Consider the following 15,943-nt stretch of genomic DNA (forward strand, 5'->3'; position numbering starts at 1 on the left):
TATCTCATGCCCTATCTAGACACGAGACCCAAACCAATGTGAATCACTCGAAACGGCGATATGGACTCCAGAGTGACCCTGACCAGCAAAGGTCAGTAAACCTCGTCGGCGCAGGCCGAGACGTCACCTTCAACCCAGGCCTCAACCACGTCATCGGTGACATCACCACCGGGAAGACCACCTTCGTCCGCCTGATCCGCGCGCTACTCGGCACCATGCCCGACGACCTACCCCCAGAAGTCGGTCACGTTCAAGCCATCCGCGGACACGTCGCCCTTGGCAACCGCACCTGGCAGATATATCGGCCACGCACCTCCACCCGTGACGCCCTCGTCGAGATCAGCGAGGAACACCCAAACCCCGGCCGCGAATCCATCGCACTGCGCTTGCCCGTCGCCGGAGCCCAGAACAGCTACAGCACCTTCCTGCTCGACCAACTCCAGATCCCGGCAATCCACGTGCCCCGAGCACGCAGCGAACCCAGCGGAGCCAACTCACCAGTCACCATGACCGACTGGCTCGGCTACTGCATCATCACCGGCGACGAACTCGACACCGAAGTCTTCGGCCACAAACGAACCTGGCGCGACGCAAAACGCCGCTGGGTGTTCGAGATCGCCTACGGCTACTACGAGCCCGAACTCGCACTGCTCAACGCCGAACTTCGCCAGATACAGTTGCAACTCGAATCTCTCCGGCACGACGCCGAAGTCCGCGCCACCTTCCTCAGGGACACCGCCTTCGCCGACCCTGCCATTCTCGAGTTCCAACTGGCCGAGCGCGCCAACGCACTCGAAGAAATCCGCGAAACCCGACGTGCCCTCGGCACGGCAGCCGGCGACGTCCCCGGCGTCCAAGAGCTCCGTCAGACCCTGCTCGCGACACGCACGCGACGCGCGGACATCGCCGATCGGCTGACCCGCCTTGAGGGAAAACTCAAGGACCTCACCGACCTACACCGGCAACTGACCAGCCAGTCCTCGCGGCTTACCCGCGCCATTGTCGCCGGCGAGTGGCTCGTCGACTTCGACTTCATCGTCTGCCCCCGCTGCGGCAACGACGTCGAGCCAGCCCGCACAGACCCGCACCTCTGCTACCTCTGTCTTCAAACGCCCAGGCCCGCAGCCTCGCCATCGGAACTTCTCACCGAACAAGACCGCATCGCCAGCCAAATCACCGAAACCAGCGAGGTCATCGAAGGCCGGCGTCGCGCGCGCGAACGTCTCTCCGAGCAAGCCGCTCAACTCGACGAAACCATGGCGGAGCTTTCGGCGAGCCTCGACCAGCGAACCCGAACATTCGTGTCCGACCGCTCGGAACAAATCGAGTTCTACTCGGCACGCCAAGCGGAGATCGAAGGCGACATCAGGCGACTGCGCGAATACTCCGACCTGCTGCGTCGGCACCAGCAGCAACTGCAAGGCCGTGAGCAGCTCGAAACGAGGCAAGAGGAACTGATAGCCCGTATCCACAGCCGCGAGCTATCCCACACCGATGCTGAAGACAACGTTAAAGCGCTGGAACGGCGAATGCTCGAATATTTACGAGAGCTTCACATCCCCGATCTTGGCCAGGAGCTGACCGTACGGATCAACCGCGATACATACCTGCCAGAGGTGTCCGGGCGCAGATTCGACGAGCTCTCCAGCCAGGGATTGAAAACTCTCGTCAACATCGCGCATGCACTTGCTCACCATACCGTGGCGATTGACAGAAAGCTTCCGTTGCCGGGCCTCCTCATCCTCGATGGCATTTCCGCGAACAGTGGGCAAGAAGGCCTTAGCCTCGGGAGAATCCGCGACGTCTACCAGCTATTGCGGAACGTGGCTACCCGGGAGCCGTACAAGGAATCATTGCAGATCATCGCCGTCGACAATGAACTTGCACGCGACATCATCGTCGACTTCGTCTATCGTGTCGCCCTGCCACTGAGCCAAGAAGATCGCCTTATTCGCGTTCCCAAGTCGCAGCTCGAAGAACAGGTCTAGCGCCACCCGACGTCCCGCCTCTCCGATTAGTCCTGAGCGGACCCTGGCCGTCCGCAGAGCTTGCTTCGAAGCGCTGAGAGAGTCACTCCAGGAGAGGCGAGTCTGCATATGTGCTGATCAGATACCATCGGGGTGGACACGGAAGGGCACCCGCCTTGGACTCCTTTACTCGGCCGAGTATACTTTTTAGTGACCTAGTAGAACGTTTGTTAGCACGTCGCTGGGCCCTCTAAATGCTGGGGTCAAGGGGTCGCAGGTTAAAATCTGTCAGCCCGACAGAATAAATTTGCAAGTCAGAGAGCTGGTCCGGTTTGTCGGGCCGGCTCTCTGTGCATTCTGGGGACCACGGCGATCAAGTGCGCTGGCCGTGGTGCGCCTTGGCGCGAGCCAGCGCGACGTGGCGGGTGTCGTAGCCTTGCGGGATGATCGACAAGGCGGCGCCTGTGGAGGGTTCCTGGGTAATGGATGCCGTGCCCTACGTACAGCGAGACGATGGGGTTTTTGTTGGCGCGCTCATGCCGCCTTCTCCGTTGAAACCGGCGGGGTCGTTCGTGGTCAGCGTCGAGGGTGAGATCCTGACGATCCCTTACCGCATCTACGGCCCCGAGCTTGGTGCCGTCGATCTGGCAGTGCTGTCGGAGACTCAGCGGACCCTCATGCACTGCCTCTACACGCGGCACCATGACGGTCGTGTCCGCCAGCGCCACCTGAGTTCGATAATCGGCGAAGTCCATCCGTGGGTGGCGCCGTTCGTCGTTCAGTTGGTCGGCGAGTACGTCTTGAACATCTTGATGGACATCCGAAGTGGTCTTGTAGAGGTCGACACTCCTGGAACGCAGATGCACGCCATGTACGGGCGATTCGGCGCCGCCAATCCAGAGTTCATTGCACGTACCCGTCAGCGAGTCGCGAGCTACTGGCACTGCTATTACCGCAATGTCTGGACTGATAGGAAGTTCTATCCGGGTACGACCGTCATCGACTCTGTGAGGGCGGCGGCCCGTCACTTCCAGCCCGTAGGGCGTGTCGCCGGCCCGACGAGAGCTGCTGGCGGGCATCCGGCCGACGGGGGAGTCACCCACTTCCCCATGGAAGCATCCCGGACATGACCCGCCACATACCCGCCGACCTGCTGGAGATCGTTGAGGCGGTCCTGCCCGGCACCCCGCTCCGCTCGGCGCGCCTCGCCGCCCATGGCAACATCCATGATGTCGTCCTGCTCCCCGGCACCGCCGCGGTCCGGATCAGCCGCCGGCAATCAGCCGTCGAGGCCATGCCGCGCCGGATGCGGCTGCTCCAAGCGGTCGCCGGCGCCGGCCTGCCGTTCGCCGTCCCCGAGCCGCTGACCCCGGTGATGACGTTCGGCGAGCGGGCCGCCGTCGCGGTTTCCTGGGTCGGCGGGGCCGGGCTGCCCGAGGGGAAGGGGGATCCGGAGCGGATCGGCGAGCTGCTGCGTGCGCTGCGGGAGGTGCCGCTCACCCTGGAGCTGAGGACCGAGCTGGACGGGAGCGGGGGATCGGACGGCTGGGCGGACCTGCTGGAACGCGACGTCCTCCCTCGCCTGCCCGGGAAGTGGCGTACCGAAGGCCGCGACCGCCTCGATCGGGCCCGGGCGCTCGAACCGGTCGCCGGGGCGCTCGTGCACGCCGACCTGGGCGCCGAGAACGTGCACTGGGATCAGGACGGCCGGCTGGTCGGGGTCCTGGACTGGGATCTCGCCCTGGTGTTCGACCCGGCGATCGACGCGGCCTGCATGGCCTGGCACGGCTGGGAGAACGTCCGCGGAGCGGTCGACGACGCCACCTACCGGCGGGCCCGGGTCTGGGACGCACTGTTCGGCGTGGAGCACCTCGTGGCGGCGCTCAGCGGCCGGCCGCTGGCGAACGTCGACAGCTACGTGACCCACGTGGTGGCGTGGCTGGAGCGCAACGGCGTTGCCGGCCCGAAAGAAAGCAGCTGAAGCGCAGCGGCGTGGCCGGCCCGGAAGAAAGCAGCTGAAGCGCAACGGCGTGGCCGGCCCGAAACAAAGCAGCTGAAGCGCAACGACGCACGACACGCGCCGCGCGGAGAAAGAACTCCGCGCGGCGCGGGTCAGGACTACTTGACGAAACCGATGTTCTCGTAGGCGACGCTGGCGAAGCCCTTGGCGCCGAAGTTGGCCAGGTCCTTCTTCGTCGCGATCAGCTCCGGGCGCTGGTAGAGGGCCAGCGAGTGGACCTCCTGCCAGATCTGGGCGTCGGCCTGGTTGGCCAGCGTGGCCGCCTTGGCCGGGTCCAGCTCGGCGGTCGCGTCGTCGAACGACTTGTCCAGCTCGGCCGAGCCGACCCGGGCGTAGTTCTGCTGGATGTCCAGCTCACCCTTGGCGTTCTTGACCGGGTTGACGTAGATCGACTTGGAGGAGCTGACCGGGAACTGGGTCCCGATCCAGGCGAAGACCGTCATGTCGAAGTTGCCGGGGGTGACGTACTTGTCGAAGAAGTCGTCGATCGGAACCGAGTTGATCTTCACCTTGACGCCGGCCAGGGCCAGCATGTTCTGGACGAGCTGGGACTCCTGCTGAGAGGCCTTGGCGCCGGTCGGGATGACAAAGTTGATCTCGAGGTTCTTGCCGTCCTTCTGCCGGACGTCGCCGTTGAGCTTCCAGCCCGCGGCGTCGAGACCCGCCTTCGCCTTCTCCAGGTCGTACTTGCCGACGTCACCGGTGTTGTCCTGGTAGCCCGCCTGGTTGGACATGAAGATGTGGTTGTTCAGCGCGGACGGGGTGATGCCGAGCGGGCCGAGCAGCGCCTTGGCGATGGCGGTGCGGTCGATGGCCTCGGCGATCGCCTGGCGCACCTTGACGTCCGAGAGGGTGGCGCTGGTGCCGTTGATGGTCAGGTGCCGGAAGTTCGGGCCGGCGGCCTGGCGGATCTCGGCGGTGGAGATCTTCAGCGCCCGCTGGTAGGAGTCCACGTTCGAGCCGATGTCGACGAAGTCAATCTCGCCGTTGGCCAGCGCGTCGACCTGCGCGTCGGGTTCGATCGCCCGGTAGACGATCTTGTCGAGCTTGGCCGGGTCGCCCCACCACTTGTCGTTACGGACGACCGTGATGGTCTTCGCCGTCGCGTCCACCGAGGCGAACTTGAACGGGCCGGCCGTCGTCGTGAGCGGCTGCTTCGCCCATCCCTCGTTGAAGACCTTCGCGTCCTTGTTCGTCGACGCCGGGTAGAACGGGACGAACAGCGACTTCCAGTCGGCGAACTTCGTCTTGAAGGTGACGATCGCCTCGCGGTCGTCCTTGCCCTTCACGATGCTCTCGATGTTCTCGTAGCCGTTGGACGCCGAGATGTTGTAGGCCTTGTCCGTGCCGCTGGTCGACTTCCACTGCCAGTAGAGGTCCTCCCAGGTGATCGGAGTGCCGTCGTCCCAGGCCGCCTTCGGGTTGAGCTCGAACGTGACGACCTGCTTCGGGTCGGTCGTGAGCACCGGCTCGGAGGCGAGGTAGTTCTTGTTCCACACCGGGGAGGCGTCGGCCTCGTAGGTGTACAGCTGCGGCAGCATGCTCAGCATGACGTTGCTGGCGTCGATGTCGGTGCCGTCGAGCTCGTAGTAGTTGAAGTTCGCCGGGAAGCCACTCGTCGCCCAGGTGAACGTGCCGCCGTCCTTGAGCAGGTCGCGCGACTTCGGGTTGATCTGATTCTCGCTCGCCTTCGGCGGCGGCGCTCCCTGATCGGTGCTGGTGCTGCTCGCCCCACTGCAGGCGGCGGACCCGAGCAGGGTCGCGACGACGATCGGCGCAAGGAGTGCCTTAGCACTCCGGAGTGTCCTCACCAGTTCCTCCACACATTAGCGTCGGAAGTCGACGCGATAAATTCATTTCCATCGGTACGCACGGACAGCCGCGTGACCGTCAGATCACCGCGGCGGGTGCCGGGTAGTGACACGCCACCTCGTGGTCCTCGCCCGTGGTCTCCCCACCGGTCAGCTCCGGGGACTCGTCGAGGCAGCGCCGTCGCCGGTCGTCGTCGAGCTGGTGGGCGAACGTGGGGCACCGGGTCCGGAACCGGCACCCGGAGGGCGGATTCGCCGCGCTCGGAAGGTCGCCGGTAAGCAGGATCCGCCGGCGGCTGCGCTCCTTGACCGGGTCCGGCAACGGGATCGCGGAGAGCAGCGCCTGGGTGTAGGGATGCGTCGGGTTCTCGAAGACCCGGTCGGCCGTGCCGATCTCGACGATGCGGCCGAGGTACATCACCGCCACCCGGTCGGCGATGTGCCGGACCACGGACAGGTCGTGCGCCACGAACAGGTAGGAGAGCCCCAGCTCGGCCTTCAGCCGGTCGAGCAGGTTGATCACGCCGGCCTGGATCGAGACGTCCAGCGCCGAGACCGGTTCGTCGAGCACCAGCACCTTCGGTTCCAGGGCCAGCGCCCGGGCGATGCCGATCCGCTGCCGCTGCCCGCCGGAGAACTTGGCGGGGTATCGGTCGGCGTGCTCGGGGCGTAGCCCCACCAGGCGCAGCAGGTCCCGGATCCGCCGATCGCGCTCGGCAGCGGGCACGCCGTGGGTGATCATCGGCTCGGCGAGGATGTCGCTGACCGGCAGCCGGGGGTCCAGCGATGCCATCGGATCCTGGAACACCACCTGCAGATCGCGGCGGATCGCGAAGCGTTCCTTGCCGCTCATCGCGGCGGTGTCCTTGCCGAGCACGGCGATGGTGCCCGACGTGGGCTTGGCCAGCTCGAGGATCTCCATGATGGTGGTGGTCTTGCCGCAGCCCGACTCGCCGACCAGGCCCAGCGTCTCACCCTCGCGGATGTCGAAGCTGACCCCGGCGACGGCCTGCAGGCTGCCGACCTTGCGCCGCAGCAGGCCGCCCGTGGTCAGTGGGTACTCCTTGACCAGGTCACGCACTTCGAGAACCACCGGGCGCTGCTCCCGGGGCAGCCGCGCTGCCGGGGGAGCCTCCGGCACCGTGGTGGCGACGAAGACGTCGGTGCTGGTCAGCCCGTCCCGGGCGATCTCCTCGCTGCGGTGACAGGCGGCCAGGTGTCCGGCGTCGTCGGAGACCACACCGAGCAGCGCGGGCTCGGTCTGCTCGCAGCTGTCGATCCGCATCGGGCAGCGCGGCGCGAACGGGCAGCCGACCGGCAGGCTCACCATGGACGGCGGGACACCTTCGATCGGCGTCAGCGCCTGCCGCTCGCCCCCGTCGAGCCGGGGGATCGAGCCGAGCAGACCCATCGTGTACGGCATGCGGGGTTGCTGGTAGACGGTCTCGACCACGCCGGACTCGACCACCCGGCCCGCGTACATGACCATCATCCGGTCGGCGAACCCGGCGATCACCCCGAGGTCATGGGTGATCATGATGATGGCCGCGCCGGTCACCTCCCGGGCGGTCTGCAGCACCTCCAGGATCTGCGCCTGGATGGTGACGTCGAGCGCCGTGGTCGGCTCGTCCGCGATGATCAGCGCCGGGTCGTTCGCGATCGCCATCGCGATCATGACGCGCTGGCGCATGCCGCCGGAGAACTCGTGCGGGAAGCTCTTCGAGCGCTGCCGGGGGTTCGGGATGCCGACGAGGTCGAGCAGCTCGATCGCCCGTTCGCGGGCCGCGTCCCGGCCGAGCCCCTGGTGGACCCGGATCGTCTCGGCGATCTGGTCACCGACCGTGTAGACCGGGGTCAGCGCGGAGAGCGGATCCTGGAACACCATGGCGAGCCGGCTGCCGCGGATCCGGGAGATCTGCTTGTCGCCGAGGCCGAGCAGCTGCCGGCCCTGGAACGTCGCGGAGCCGGTGATCGTGGCGGTGCCCGGCAGCAGACCCATGACGGCCAGCGACGAGACCGACTTGCCCGATCCGGACTCGCCGACGATGCCGAGCACCTCGCCGGGGCGCACGTCGTAGCTGATCCCGCGGACTGCGGTCACCGGGCCGGCGCCGCTGCGGAACGTCACCGACAGGTCCTCGACCCGCAGCAGCGGCTCGACGCCGTCGGACTCGCGGCTCCCGGCCGGGCCGGGCGCGGGCACCGGGGCCACCATCGCGTCGGTCACTTCGCACCTTCGATCTCGGAGTTCGGGTCCAGCGCGTCCCGCAGGCCGTCGCCGACCAGGTTCACGGCGAGGACGAGCAGCACGAGCACGCCCGCGACGAAGTCGAACTGCCACCAGTTGGTCAGCGCCGCGCCGGCACCGTCGGCGATCAGGGTGCCGAGCGAGACGTCCGGCGGCTGCACGCCGAAGCCGAAGAAGGAGAGCCCGACCTCGGCCAGGATGATGCTGCTGACGCCCACGGTCGCGTCGATGATCAGCAGTGATGCCATGTTCGGCAGGATGTGCCGGAGGATGATCTTCCAGCCGGGCACGCCCATGAACCGGGCCGCCTGGACGAACTCGCGCTCCCGCAGCGACTGCGTCAACCCGCGGACCACCCGGGCGGTGATCATCCACTGGAAGCCGGCCAGCAGCACGATGAACAGCAGCCAGCTACCGTCCCGCAGCGCCGACGAGAAGATCGCGATGATCAGGAAGCCGGGCAGGACCAGCATCAGGTCGGTGACCACCCGGACCACCGTGTCGGTGGCGCCGCGGAAGTATCCGGCGAAGGCGCCGGCCGCGGCGGCCAGGGCGGTCGAGAACAGCGCCCCGAGCAGGCCGATGACCAGCGATTTCTGCAGACCCCGCAGCGTACGGGCGAAGACGTCCCCGCCGGTCTGGTACGTACCGAACCAGTGCGCGGGGCTCGGCGGCGACTGGAACGCCTGGAAGTCCAGCTGGTCGTACTTCCACGGGTAGAAGATCGGCCCGAGGTACGCGAGGGCGATCAGCAGCAGGACCACCACGACGCCGGCCACGGCCAGCCGCTGGCTGAGGAAGCGCCGGAGGACCAGGCGGTTGCGCGAGACCGAACGGCTCACGACGTCGGTGTCGGTGACGGTATCGGTGACGACGGTCATCTCGGCCCCCTCAACTCGCCCGGACCCGCGGGTCCAGCGCGGCGTAGACCACGTCGGAGAGCAGGCCGGCGATCAGGACCAGCACGGCGACGAAGAGCGTCACCCCGGCCGTCGAGTTGGTGTCGTTCTTGGTGATGGAGTCGACGAAGTACTCGCCCATCCCGTGCCAGCCGAAGATCTTCTCGGTGAAGGTCGCCCCGACGAAGAGCAGCGCGAACTGGTACGAGAAGAACGTCGCCATCGGGATGAGCGCGGTGCGTAGCCCGTGCCGGGTCAGCGCGGACCAGCGCCGCAGGCCCTTGGCCTGAGCGGTGCGCAGGAAGTCGCTGCCCAGCACGTCGAGCATCGAGTTGCGCTGGTACCGGCTGTAGAACGCGAAGCCGTTGACCCCGATCGCGAGCACGATGGTCGGCAGGATCAGGTGCCCGACGCGGTCGCCGATACCGGCCCAGGACCAGGTGTCCATCCCCGGGGTGATCTCACCGGTGGTGAACAGCAGCGGTGTCGACTCGTTGCCCGACACCTGGTTGAACCAGATGCCGGCGTTCTTCACCAGGACGGCGAGCACCACCGTGGGGACCGACAGCAGGACGAACGAGATGACGGTCAACGTCTGGTCCGACCATTTCCGCTGTTTGATCGCCCCGTACGCACCGGCCACCACGCCGAGAAGAGTGCCGAGGATCGACCCGATCAGCATGAGCCGCAGACTGACCCACATCCGCCGGCTCATTTCCGTGTTCACCGACTCACCGTCGACGGTCTTACCGAGATCGCCGTGTGCGACGCCCTTCGCCCAGGTGCCGAATCGCTCGACGAGCGGTGTTTTGTCGTTCATGTTGAGTTCGGTGAGCCGCTGGTCGACGACCGCTTCCGCGGGGGCCGGGTTTCGCCCTTCATACCTGCTCCGCGGATGTAGTTGCGTGGCGGCGAGAAGGTACGCGACCACCGTCGCGACCATCGCCAGTAGCACGAGGTAACCCACCCTGTGCAGGAGGAACTTGCCCATTACGCGTTGCCTCCGAGCCGGGCGCCGATATCTGGCCGGGACGTTAGCAGAGCGATTAATGGCCGCCAAGATCGCTACTGAAGTCGTTGCCGCAATGACATTCGATATGACCCCGATACTCTCGGGCACCAAATGTTTCGCGCTCGATTCGCAACCATTAACGATACGGATGACACTTCCGCCGGAACGCCGGACGTGTGATGATCACCGGTTTCAGTTACTTCCCTGAATATCCGAGCCACCGGCACGCCGGGCTTCAATTCTACAATGGACGAAATGGTTTTTCCGGCACGGCACGGCGAATTAATCGGCGATTATCACTGGATGGCCGGTCGGCGACGGCCGGGTGGATCCGGAGCTGCCCGGGACAGCTGCCGGGCACCCGTCACGTCTTGTCACTCGCCCGTATGGACCGGCGACCCCCGTCTCGTCACCGATGGCGCTGAGATTTTCGGTGCTGGGTCCGGTGCGGGCCTGGTTGAACGACACCGAACTGGATCTGGGACCGCCCGAGCAATGGCGCTCCTCGCCGTCCTGCTGATCAGTGCCGGTCACCCTCTGTCACTGTGTTCGAGCCTGGGCTGACCGGCCGGGGCGCCTCGTCCGTGCTGATCCGCGGCTCCGGGGGCTACCGCGTACATGAAGGTGGCACGCATGGAGAAAAATCCGTTTCCTTGAGGGCGGAGTGGGTCAGCCGACGCTGATCTGGTTGGCGGCCTCGTACTGCTCGTGACCGGATCGAGCCACCTGGTGGGGTACCGCCGTCCGGCTTCGCCTCGAGCATCACCAGATGGCTCATGAACGGCTCGGGTGCTGGGCCAGGTCGGCGGCCCCCTGCGCACCACCGGCGACGGTCGGCGGGCTGGTTCGAGGCTGAGAGGCCCGAGCCGGTGAGGAATCGCCGGGTCTACCGGAGTTATTCAGGCGGTTGAGCCGCGTGGCGCGCGATGATGCGAGAGCGGTTGGCGCATAACGGAATTTTTCGCCGATATCGCCGGCACCTTGCTGGCTGAGTGCTGGCGGCGTGAAATCGACATGTGTACCTGCCGGGTGGCTGAGTGAGCCGCTTCTTCATGTCATTCGATCGGCAAAGGAGCACCGGGATGACCACGGCGAAGGATTTTTCTCAGGCCTCGGCGGAGTCGGACGAGATGGTCTCCCGGGTGTGGGTGCAGGTGACGGCTCTGGTTCTGCTGTGTGGTCTGGCGGTACTGGGGTTTCTGGGCTACCGGGCCTACGCCGCCGACCCGCCGATCGCGGCGCAGGTCCGTACGTCGAGCGGCACGGTCGTGTTCACCGGGGCGGACGTGACCGCGGGGCAGCAACTGTTCCTGCGCAAGGGGCTGATGGAGTACGGCTCGATATTCGGTCACGGCGCCTATCTCGGCCCGGATTTCACCGCCGACTATCTGCACCGCGCGGCCCAGATTGTCACTCGTGAGTACGGCGGTGACGCGTCGAGCACGGCTCGTGACCGCGTGGTCGCCGATTTCCGAACCAACCGCTACGACCCGACGACTGGCACCGTCACCTACAGCGACGCGCAGGCGAAGGCATTCGACGAGTTGGTCACCTATTACGCCGGATATTTCGGGGCCGGCAGCGCCGCGAACGGGCTGCTTCCGGAGGCGATCACCGATCCTGCTGAGGTGAAGCAGCTGACCTCGTACTTCGCCTGGTCGGCGTGGGCCGGCTCGACCCAGCGGCCGGACAAGCACTATTCGTACACCAACAACTGGCCGCCGGAGAAGCTGGTCGGCAACGTGGTGACGGCGGACGTCGTGGTGTGGAGCGTGTTGTCGTTGATCGTCCTGCTGGCCGGGATCGGCGCTCTGTTCGCGGCGTTCGGCCGGTGGGGGGAGCGTCTGGGCTGGCGAGGCCGTCAGGCTGACAGCATCTCGTTCCGCCGCCCCGGCGATGTCGCGGTGACCCCGACCCAGCGTGCCTGCGCCTACTTCTTCCTCGTCGTCGGGCTGCTGTTCGTCATTCAGACCCTCGTCGGGGCGGCGAGCGAGCACTACCGGGCCGACCTGACCGGTTTCTTCGGCTTCGATCTCGGCCGGTGGCTGCCCTACAACCTGGTACGCACCTGGCACGTGCAGTTGGCGATCTTCTGGACCGCGACGTCGTTCCTGGCGACCGGGCTGTTCCTGGCGCCGATCGTGTCCGGGCGCGAACCCCGGCGCCAGTCCTGGTTGGCGTACGGGCTGCTGGGCGCGCTGGCGCTGGTCGTGTTCGGCAGCCTCATCGGTGAGGGCCTCGACATCCACGGCTGGCTCTCACCGGCGCTGCACATGTTCGGGATGCAGGGCTGGGAGTACCTGGATCTCGGCCGGGTCTGGCAGGTTCTGCTCACGCTGGGCCTGTTCCTGTGGGCCTTCATGCTGTTCAGGGGACTGCGCGGGGCATTGCGGACACGGTCTCGGATCACCCTGCCGTGGCTGTTCTTCTTCACCGGGCTGGCGATCCCGGCCTTTTACGCCGTCGGGTTGCTGACCAGTGCGGAGTCCAGTTACACCGTCGCGGACTTCTGGCGGTTCATGGTCGTGCACCTGTGGGTCGAGGACTTCCTGGAAATCTTCACCACCGTGCTGGTCGCCTACCTGTTCGTGATGCTGGGCGTCATCCGGCAGCGCGTCGCCATGACCATCATCTACCTGGACGTCATCCTCTACTCCATCGGCGGCGTCGTCGGCACGATGCACCACCTGTACTTCTCCGGCACCCCCGCCGAGACGATGGCGCTGGGCGCGTTCTTCTCCGCCGCGGAGGTGTTACCACTGACCTTCCTGACCGTGGAGGCGTGGTCGTTCCTGCAACTCGGATCGCGTCAGGAGCAGTCGTCGGTGACGCGGTTCCCGCACCGGTGGGCCGTGATGTTCCTGGTCGCGGTCGGGTTCTGGAACTTCCTGGGCGCCGGCATCTTCGGTTTCCTGGTCAACCTGCCGGTGGTCTCCTACTACGAGATCGGCACCGCTCTGACCGCCAACCACGCCCACGCGGCCATGATGGGCGTCTACGGCATGCTCGCGATCGGGCTGGCACTGTTCTGCCTGCGCTACCTGATCGCAGAACAACGCTGGCCGGACCGGCTCGCGAAGCTCTCCTTCTGGTCCTGCAACATCGGCCTGGCCTGGATGTGCTTCGCGACGCTGCTGCCCCTCGGCGTCGCCCAGCTGTACAAGTCCGTCGACGACGGCTACTTCGCCGCCCGCCAGTTGGAGTTCGTCACCAACCCCAGCAACAGCCTGCTCGAGTGGATGCGTCTGCCCGGCGACGTGGTGTTCATCGTCGGGGGCGCCCTGCCGGTGTTGTGGATCTGCTGGCTGGGGGTGCGCTACCGCAAGCGTGACCAGGTCCTGCGGGAGCCCGAGGACGTGCTTTTCACCGAGATCAGTGAACCGCGTACCGGAGTCGGCGGTGGCCGGTGATGAGCGTCGACTCCGAGGTGCTGTTGTTCGCCGGCTACGCGACGGTGCTGCTGGTCATCGCCTGCGCCTTGGATCGCCTGGCGGCACACAGCCATGCCCGGGCGGACCGCTACCGCACCGCCGGTTTTCGCTACCACCCCCAGCACGACGCGTGGGTGTGCCCTCAAGATCAAATGCTGTGGCCCATGACGTACGACATGCGGCACCACCTCATGCGCTACCGGGCGAAGCCGTCCGTCTGCAACGCGTGCCCGGTGAAGAAGGACTGCACGACCTCGCCGCACGGCCGGGAGATCACGCTGCACACTCAGCCGTGGCCGCATTCCGAGGCGGCCCGGTTCCACCGCGGAATCGTCCTCGTGCTCATCGGTCTCGCCGCGCTGCTGCTGATCGCGACAGGGGTACGGAACACCGGGTGGGGCGATCTCGCGGTGATCGCCGCGCCGTTGGCCGCAGCCGGCCTGCTGGCATTTCGGTTCACCGGCCACTTCCGGCGAACTCCGTCCGGCTTCCCGGCGGCCAGCGCATCAACCGGGCTCCGGGTGACCCCGCCGAGCCGTACGACGTGGACCGCTGACCGGAGGGAACGTTCATGACCGCGACCTGGACGGTTCTGCTCATCGTTGTCGTCCTCGTCGGGGTGACGTTCACGAGCATCCGGGTGCTTCGCGAATATGAGCGCGGAGTCTGCTTCCGGCTGGGCCGCCTGCGCCCCCTCGCCGGGCCCGGCCCGGTGTTCCTGCTGCCCTTCATCGACCGCCTGATCCGCGTGGACCTGCGCACTGTCACCCTGACCATCCCGCCGCAGGAGGTCATCACCCGCGACAACGTCCCGGCCCGGGTCAACGCCGTCGCGTACTTCCGGGTCGTCAAGCCCGACCTGGCGATCACCGAGGTCGAGGCGTATCCGGTCGCGACGTCCCAGATCGCGCAGACCACGCTGCGGTCCGTTCTGGGGAAAGCCGAGCTGGACACCCTGCTGTCCGGTCGCGACGAGCTCAACGACAGCTTGCGCCGCATCATCGACGAGCAGACCGAACCGTGGGGCATCAAGGTCACTACGGTCGAGATCAAGGACGTCGAGATACCCGAGGTCATGCAGCGAGCCATGGCACGCGCCGCCGAAGCCGAACGGGAGCGCCGAGCCAAAGTCATCTCCGCCGAGGGTGAATTCCAGGCGTCGCAGAGACTGCTCGACGCCTCCGAGATACTCAGCCGCAACCCCGCCGCGATGCAGCTGCGCTACCAGCAGACCCTCGTCGAACTCGGCGGCGAGAAGTCCACGATCGTGTTTCCCCTACCGCTGGATCTGCTCGCGCCCTTTCTGCACTCGCCGAAGCCGCAGAACGGGCCGACCTGAGCGGACCGCTGAATTCGGCAGCATGCCCGGCCACCCGCCTCCAGCGGGCCCGGCATCCGGGACGGCGATCCCCGCCGCCGGGTGGCGGCGCTGTCGGTGGCGCGGGAGGCCGGTGCGGTCGTCACGGCCCTCGACATCGAGCTGGAGCTGTCGGTCGTGCGGCTGTGCCGGGGCAAGACCGAGACGGCGGCGGAGGCCACGGCCCGCTGCGAGCGGGACACCGCCCGGCTGCGGCTGGACCATACCCGGCAGGAGGCCCTCGGCGTACGGATCATGGTGGCCGCCCACCAGGGATCCCGATCGGGCGTGGCCGAGCTGCTCGACGAGTTCGAAGCATCGGGCGGCGGGCAGGACGACCTGGCCGGCGCCGTGCACGGCTTCGGCATCGCCCACGTGGACCCTGCTGCCCCGGTGCCGGCCGACGCCACCAAAAGGCACCTGGTGCGAGCACGGCGCCCAAAGCGACCTGCCAATCACGGGCGTGTTCGCCGGCACGATGAGCCTCGCTCAGGTCGAACTCCCCGACAATGCCATCTACGAGGAGATACTGGACGTCGAAGTCGGGACCTTCGGCCCGGGTCACGGCGGGTCCACTGGTTGAGGATTTCGCTTGCCGGGTTTCGCATTCGAGTGCGGTAACCGCGTCCCCGCGACGATCGTGTGGACAAAGAGGTTCCGGCTCGGGAATGAGCGTTATGTCGCGGACGGCCGAACAGGCGGGACGGGCGCTGCTGTCCGTAGGGGGTTCGCCGCGGCGCGCGGAGGTGTCCGACGGCGGGCGCGGCCCTGCACCAGATCGGCGGGCGCGAAGCCGGCAACCTGAACCACCCGTCCATCAAAGAACAGGAAGCGACATGACCCCCACCTCATTGATCACCCTGGTGGACGAACATCTCGCGCTGGCCCGCCAGGCCTCCAGCGGTCGCAGCGCCCACACCGTGTACGGCGGTCATGCCCGCACCCTGCGCCAGACGCTCATAGCTCTCGCCGCGGGCCAGCGCCTCGACGAGCACGAAAATCCCGGCGAGGCGACGCTGCAGGTCCTCCACGGCAGGATCCGGCTCACGGCCGACACCGCGTCGTCCGACGGCGCCGCCGGCGACCTGCTCACGATCCCGGACGCCCGGCACGCTCTGGAAGCTCTCGAGGACGCCGCCGTGCTACTGACGGTGGCAAAAATATGACCGGTCAGGCCCGCGGGGAACGGTGAACGGAA

At 66.6% G+C, this 15,943-nt stretch carries 11 protein-coding genes; 7 read left to right on the plus strand and 4 right to left on the minus strand.

Features of this window, described 5'->3' with window-relative positions; genetic code table 11:
* The 3 genes from ADL15_RS03160 to ADL15_RS03170 all read left to right on the plus strand — a co-directional run.
* Window positions 1-1,988: hypothetical protein (locus ADL15_RS03160; RefSeq protein WP_338025510.1), on the plus strand; the 1,988-nt coding region annotated here is incomplete at its 5' end.
* Between the two features lie 422 nt (window positions 1,989-2,410).
* Window positions 2,411-3,097, plus strand: coding sequence for a hypothetical protein (locus ADL15_RS03165; protein WP_157441127.1), 687 nt, complete (start codon window positions 2,411-2,413; stop codon window positions 3,095-3,097).
* The gene (locus ADL15_RS03170; protein ID WP_067684965.1) at window positions 3,094-3,948 is read left to right on the plus strand and encodes a phosphotransferase; all 855 of its coding nucleotides are present in this window, start codon (window positions 3,094-3,096) and stop codon (window positions 3,946-3,948) included. The genes ADL15_RS03165 and ADL15_RS03170 overlap by 4 nt, the downstream gene beginning before the upstream one ends.
* Before the next feature lie 137 nt (window positions 3,949-4,085).
* Here the strand turns inward: ADL15_RS03170 and ADL15_RS03175 are convergent, their stop codons facing one another.
* The 4 genes from ADL15_RS03175 to ADL15_RS03190 all read right to left on the minus strand — a co-directional run bounded on the left by ADL15_RS03175 (window position 4,086) and on the right by ADL15_RS03190 (window position 9,912).
* Complete coding sequence (locus tag ADL15_RS03175) at window positions 4,086-5,798, minus strand: ABC transporter family substrate-binding protein (RefSeq protein WP_157441128.1); 1,713 nt, start codon at window positions 5,796-5,798, stop codon at window positions 4,086-4,088.
* Between the two features lie 79 nt (window positions 5,799-5,877).
* Window positions 5,878-8,025 carry an ABC transporter ATP-binding protein gene (locus ADL15_RS03180; protein WP_232343871.1) on the minus strand — a complete coding sequence of 716 codons (2,148 nt, stop codon included), beginning with the start codon at window positions 8,023-8,025 and terminating at the stop codon, window positions 5,878-5,880.
* On the minus strand, window positions 8,022-8,927 hold the full coding sequence (locus ADL15_RS03185; protein ID WP_067684969.1) for an ABC transporter permease: 906 nt from the start codon (window positions 8,925-8,927) through the stop codon (window positions 8,022-8,024). The genes ADL15_RS03180 and ADL15_RS03185 overlap by 4 nt, the downstream gene beginning before the upstream one ends.
* A gap of 10 nt (window positions 8,928-8,937) precedes the next feature.
* On the minus strand, window positions 8,938-9,912 hold the full coding sequence (locus ADL15_RS03190) for an ABC transporter permease (protein WP_232343872.1): 975 nt from the start codon (window positions 9,910-9,912) through the stop codon (window positions 8,938-8,940).
* A gap of 1,127 nt (window positions 9,913-11,039) precedes the next feature.
* On the opposite strand from ADL15_RS03190, the gene ADL15_RS03195 reads away from it, so the two are divergent.
* The 4 genes from ADL15_RS03195 (at window position 11,040) to ADL15_RS03210 (ending at window position 15,911) form a co-directional block, all read left to right on the plus strand.
* Window positions 11,040-13,367 carry a nitric-oxide reductase large subunit gene (locus tag ADL15_RS03195; protein WP_067684973.1) on the plus strand — a complete coding sequence of 776 codons (2,328 nt, stop codon included), beginning with the start codon at window positions 11,040-11,042 and terminating at the stop codon, window positions 13,365-13,367.
* On the plus strand, window positions 13,367-13,963 hold the full coding sequence (locus ADL15_RS03200; RefSeq protein ID WP_067684975.1) for a transposase: 597 nt from the start codon (window positions 13,367-13,369) through the stop codon (window positions 13,961-13,963). The genes ADL15_RS03195 and ADL15_RS03200 overlap by 1 nt, the downstream gene beginning before the upstream one ends.
* Entirely contained in the window at window positions 13,960-14,727 is a 768-nt protein-coding gene (locus ADL15_RS03205; RefSeq protein ID WP_067684977.1) for a slipin family protein, read from the plus strand. The genes ADL15_RS03200 and ADL15_RS03205 overlap by 4 nt, the downstream gene beginning before the upstream one ends.
* An 854-nt stretch (window positions 14,728-15,581) precedes the next feature.
* Window positions 15,582-15,911 carry a cupin domain-containing protein gene (locus tag ADL15_RS03210; protein WP_067684979.1) on the plus strand — a complete coding sequence of 110 codons (330 nt, stop codon included), beginning with the start codon at window positions 15,582-15,584 and terminating at the stop codon, window positions 15,909-15,911.
* Window positions 15,912-15,943 lie beyond the last annotated feature (32 nt).

The organism is Actinoplanes awajinensis subsp. mycoplanecinus (genome assembly GCF_001509495.1).
GTDB classification, from domain to species: domain Bacteria; phylum Actinomycetota; class Actinomycetes; order Mycobacteriales; family Micromonosporaceae; genus Actinoplanes; species Actinoplanes palleronii.

Excerpts from the sequence above, each read along its gene's own strand:
- ADL15_RS03210 (WP_067684979.1), top strand. The coding sequence starts at position 15,582 with ATGACCCCCACCTCATTGATCACCCTGGTGGACGAACATCTCGCGCTG.
- ADL15_RS03200 (WP_067684975.1), top strand. The coding sequence starts at position 13,367 with ATGAGCGTCGACTCCGAGGTGCTGTTGTTCGCCGGCTACGCGACGGTG.
- ADL15_RS03170 (WP_067684965.1), top strand. The coding sequence starts at position 3,094 with ATGACCCGCCACATACCCGCCGACCTGCTGGAGATCGTTGAGGCGGTC.
- ADL15_RS03165 (WP_157441127.1), top strand. The coding sequence starts at position 2,411 with ATGATCGACAAGGCGGCGCCTGTGGAGGGTTCCTGGGTAATGGATGCC.
- ADL15_RS03205 (WP_067684977.1), top strand. The coding sequence starts at position 13,960 with ATGACCGCGACCTGGACGGTTCTGCTCATCGTTGTCGTCCTCGTCGGG.
- ADL15_RS03185 (WP_067684969.1), bottom strand. The coding sequence starts at position 8,927 with ATGACCGTCGTCACCGATACCGTCACCGACACCGACGTCGTGAGCCGT.
- ADL15_RS03195 (WP_067684973.1), top strand. The coding sequence starts at position 11,040 with ATGACCACGGCGAAGGATTTTTCTCAGGCCTCGGCGGAGTCGGACGAG.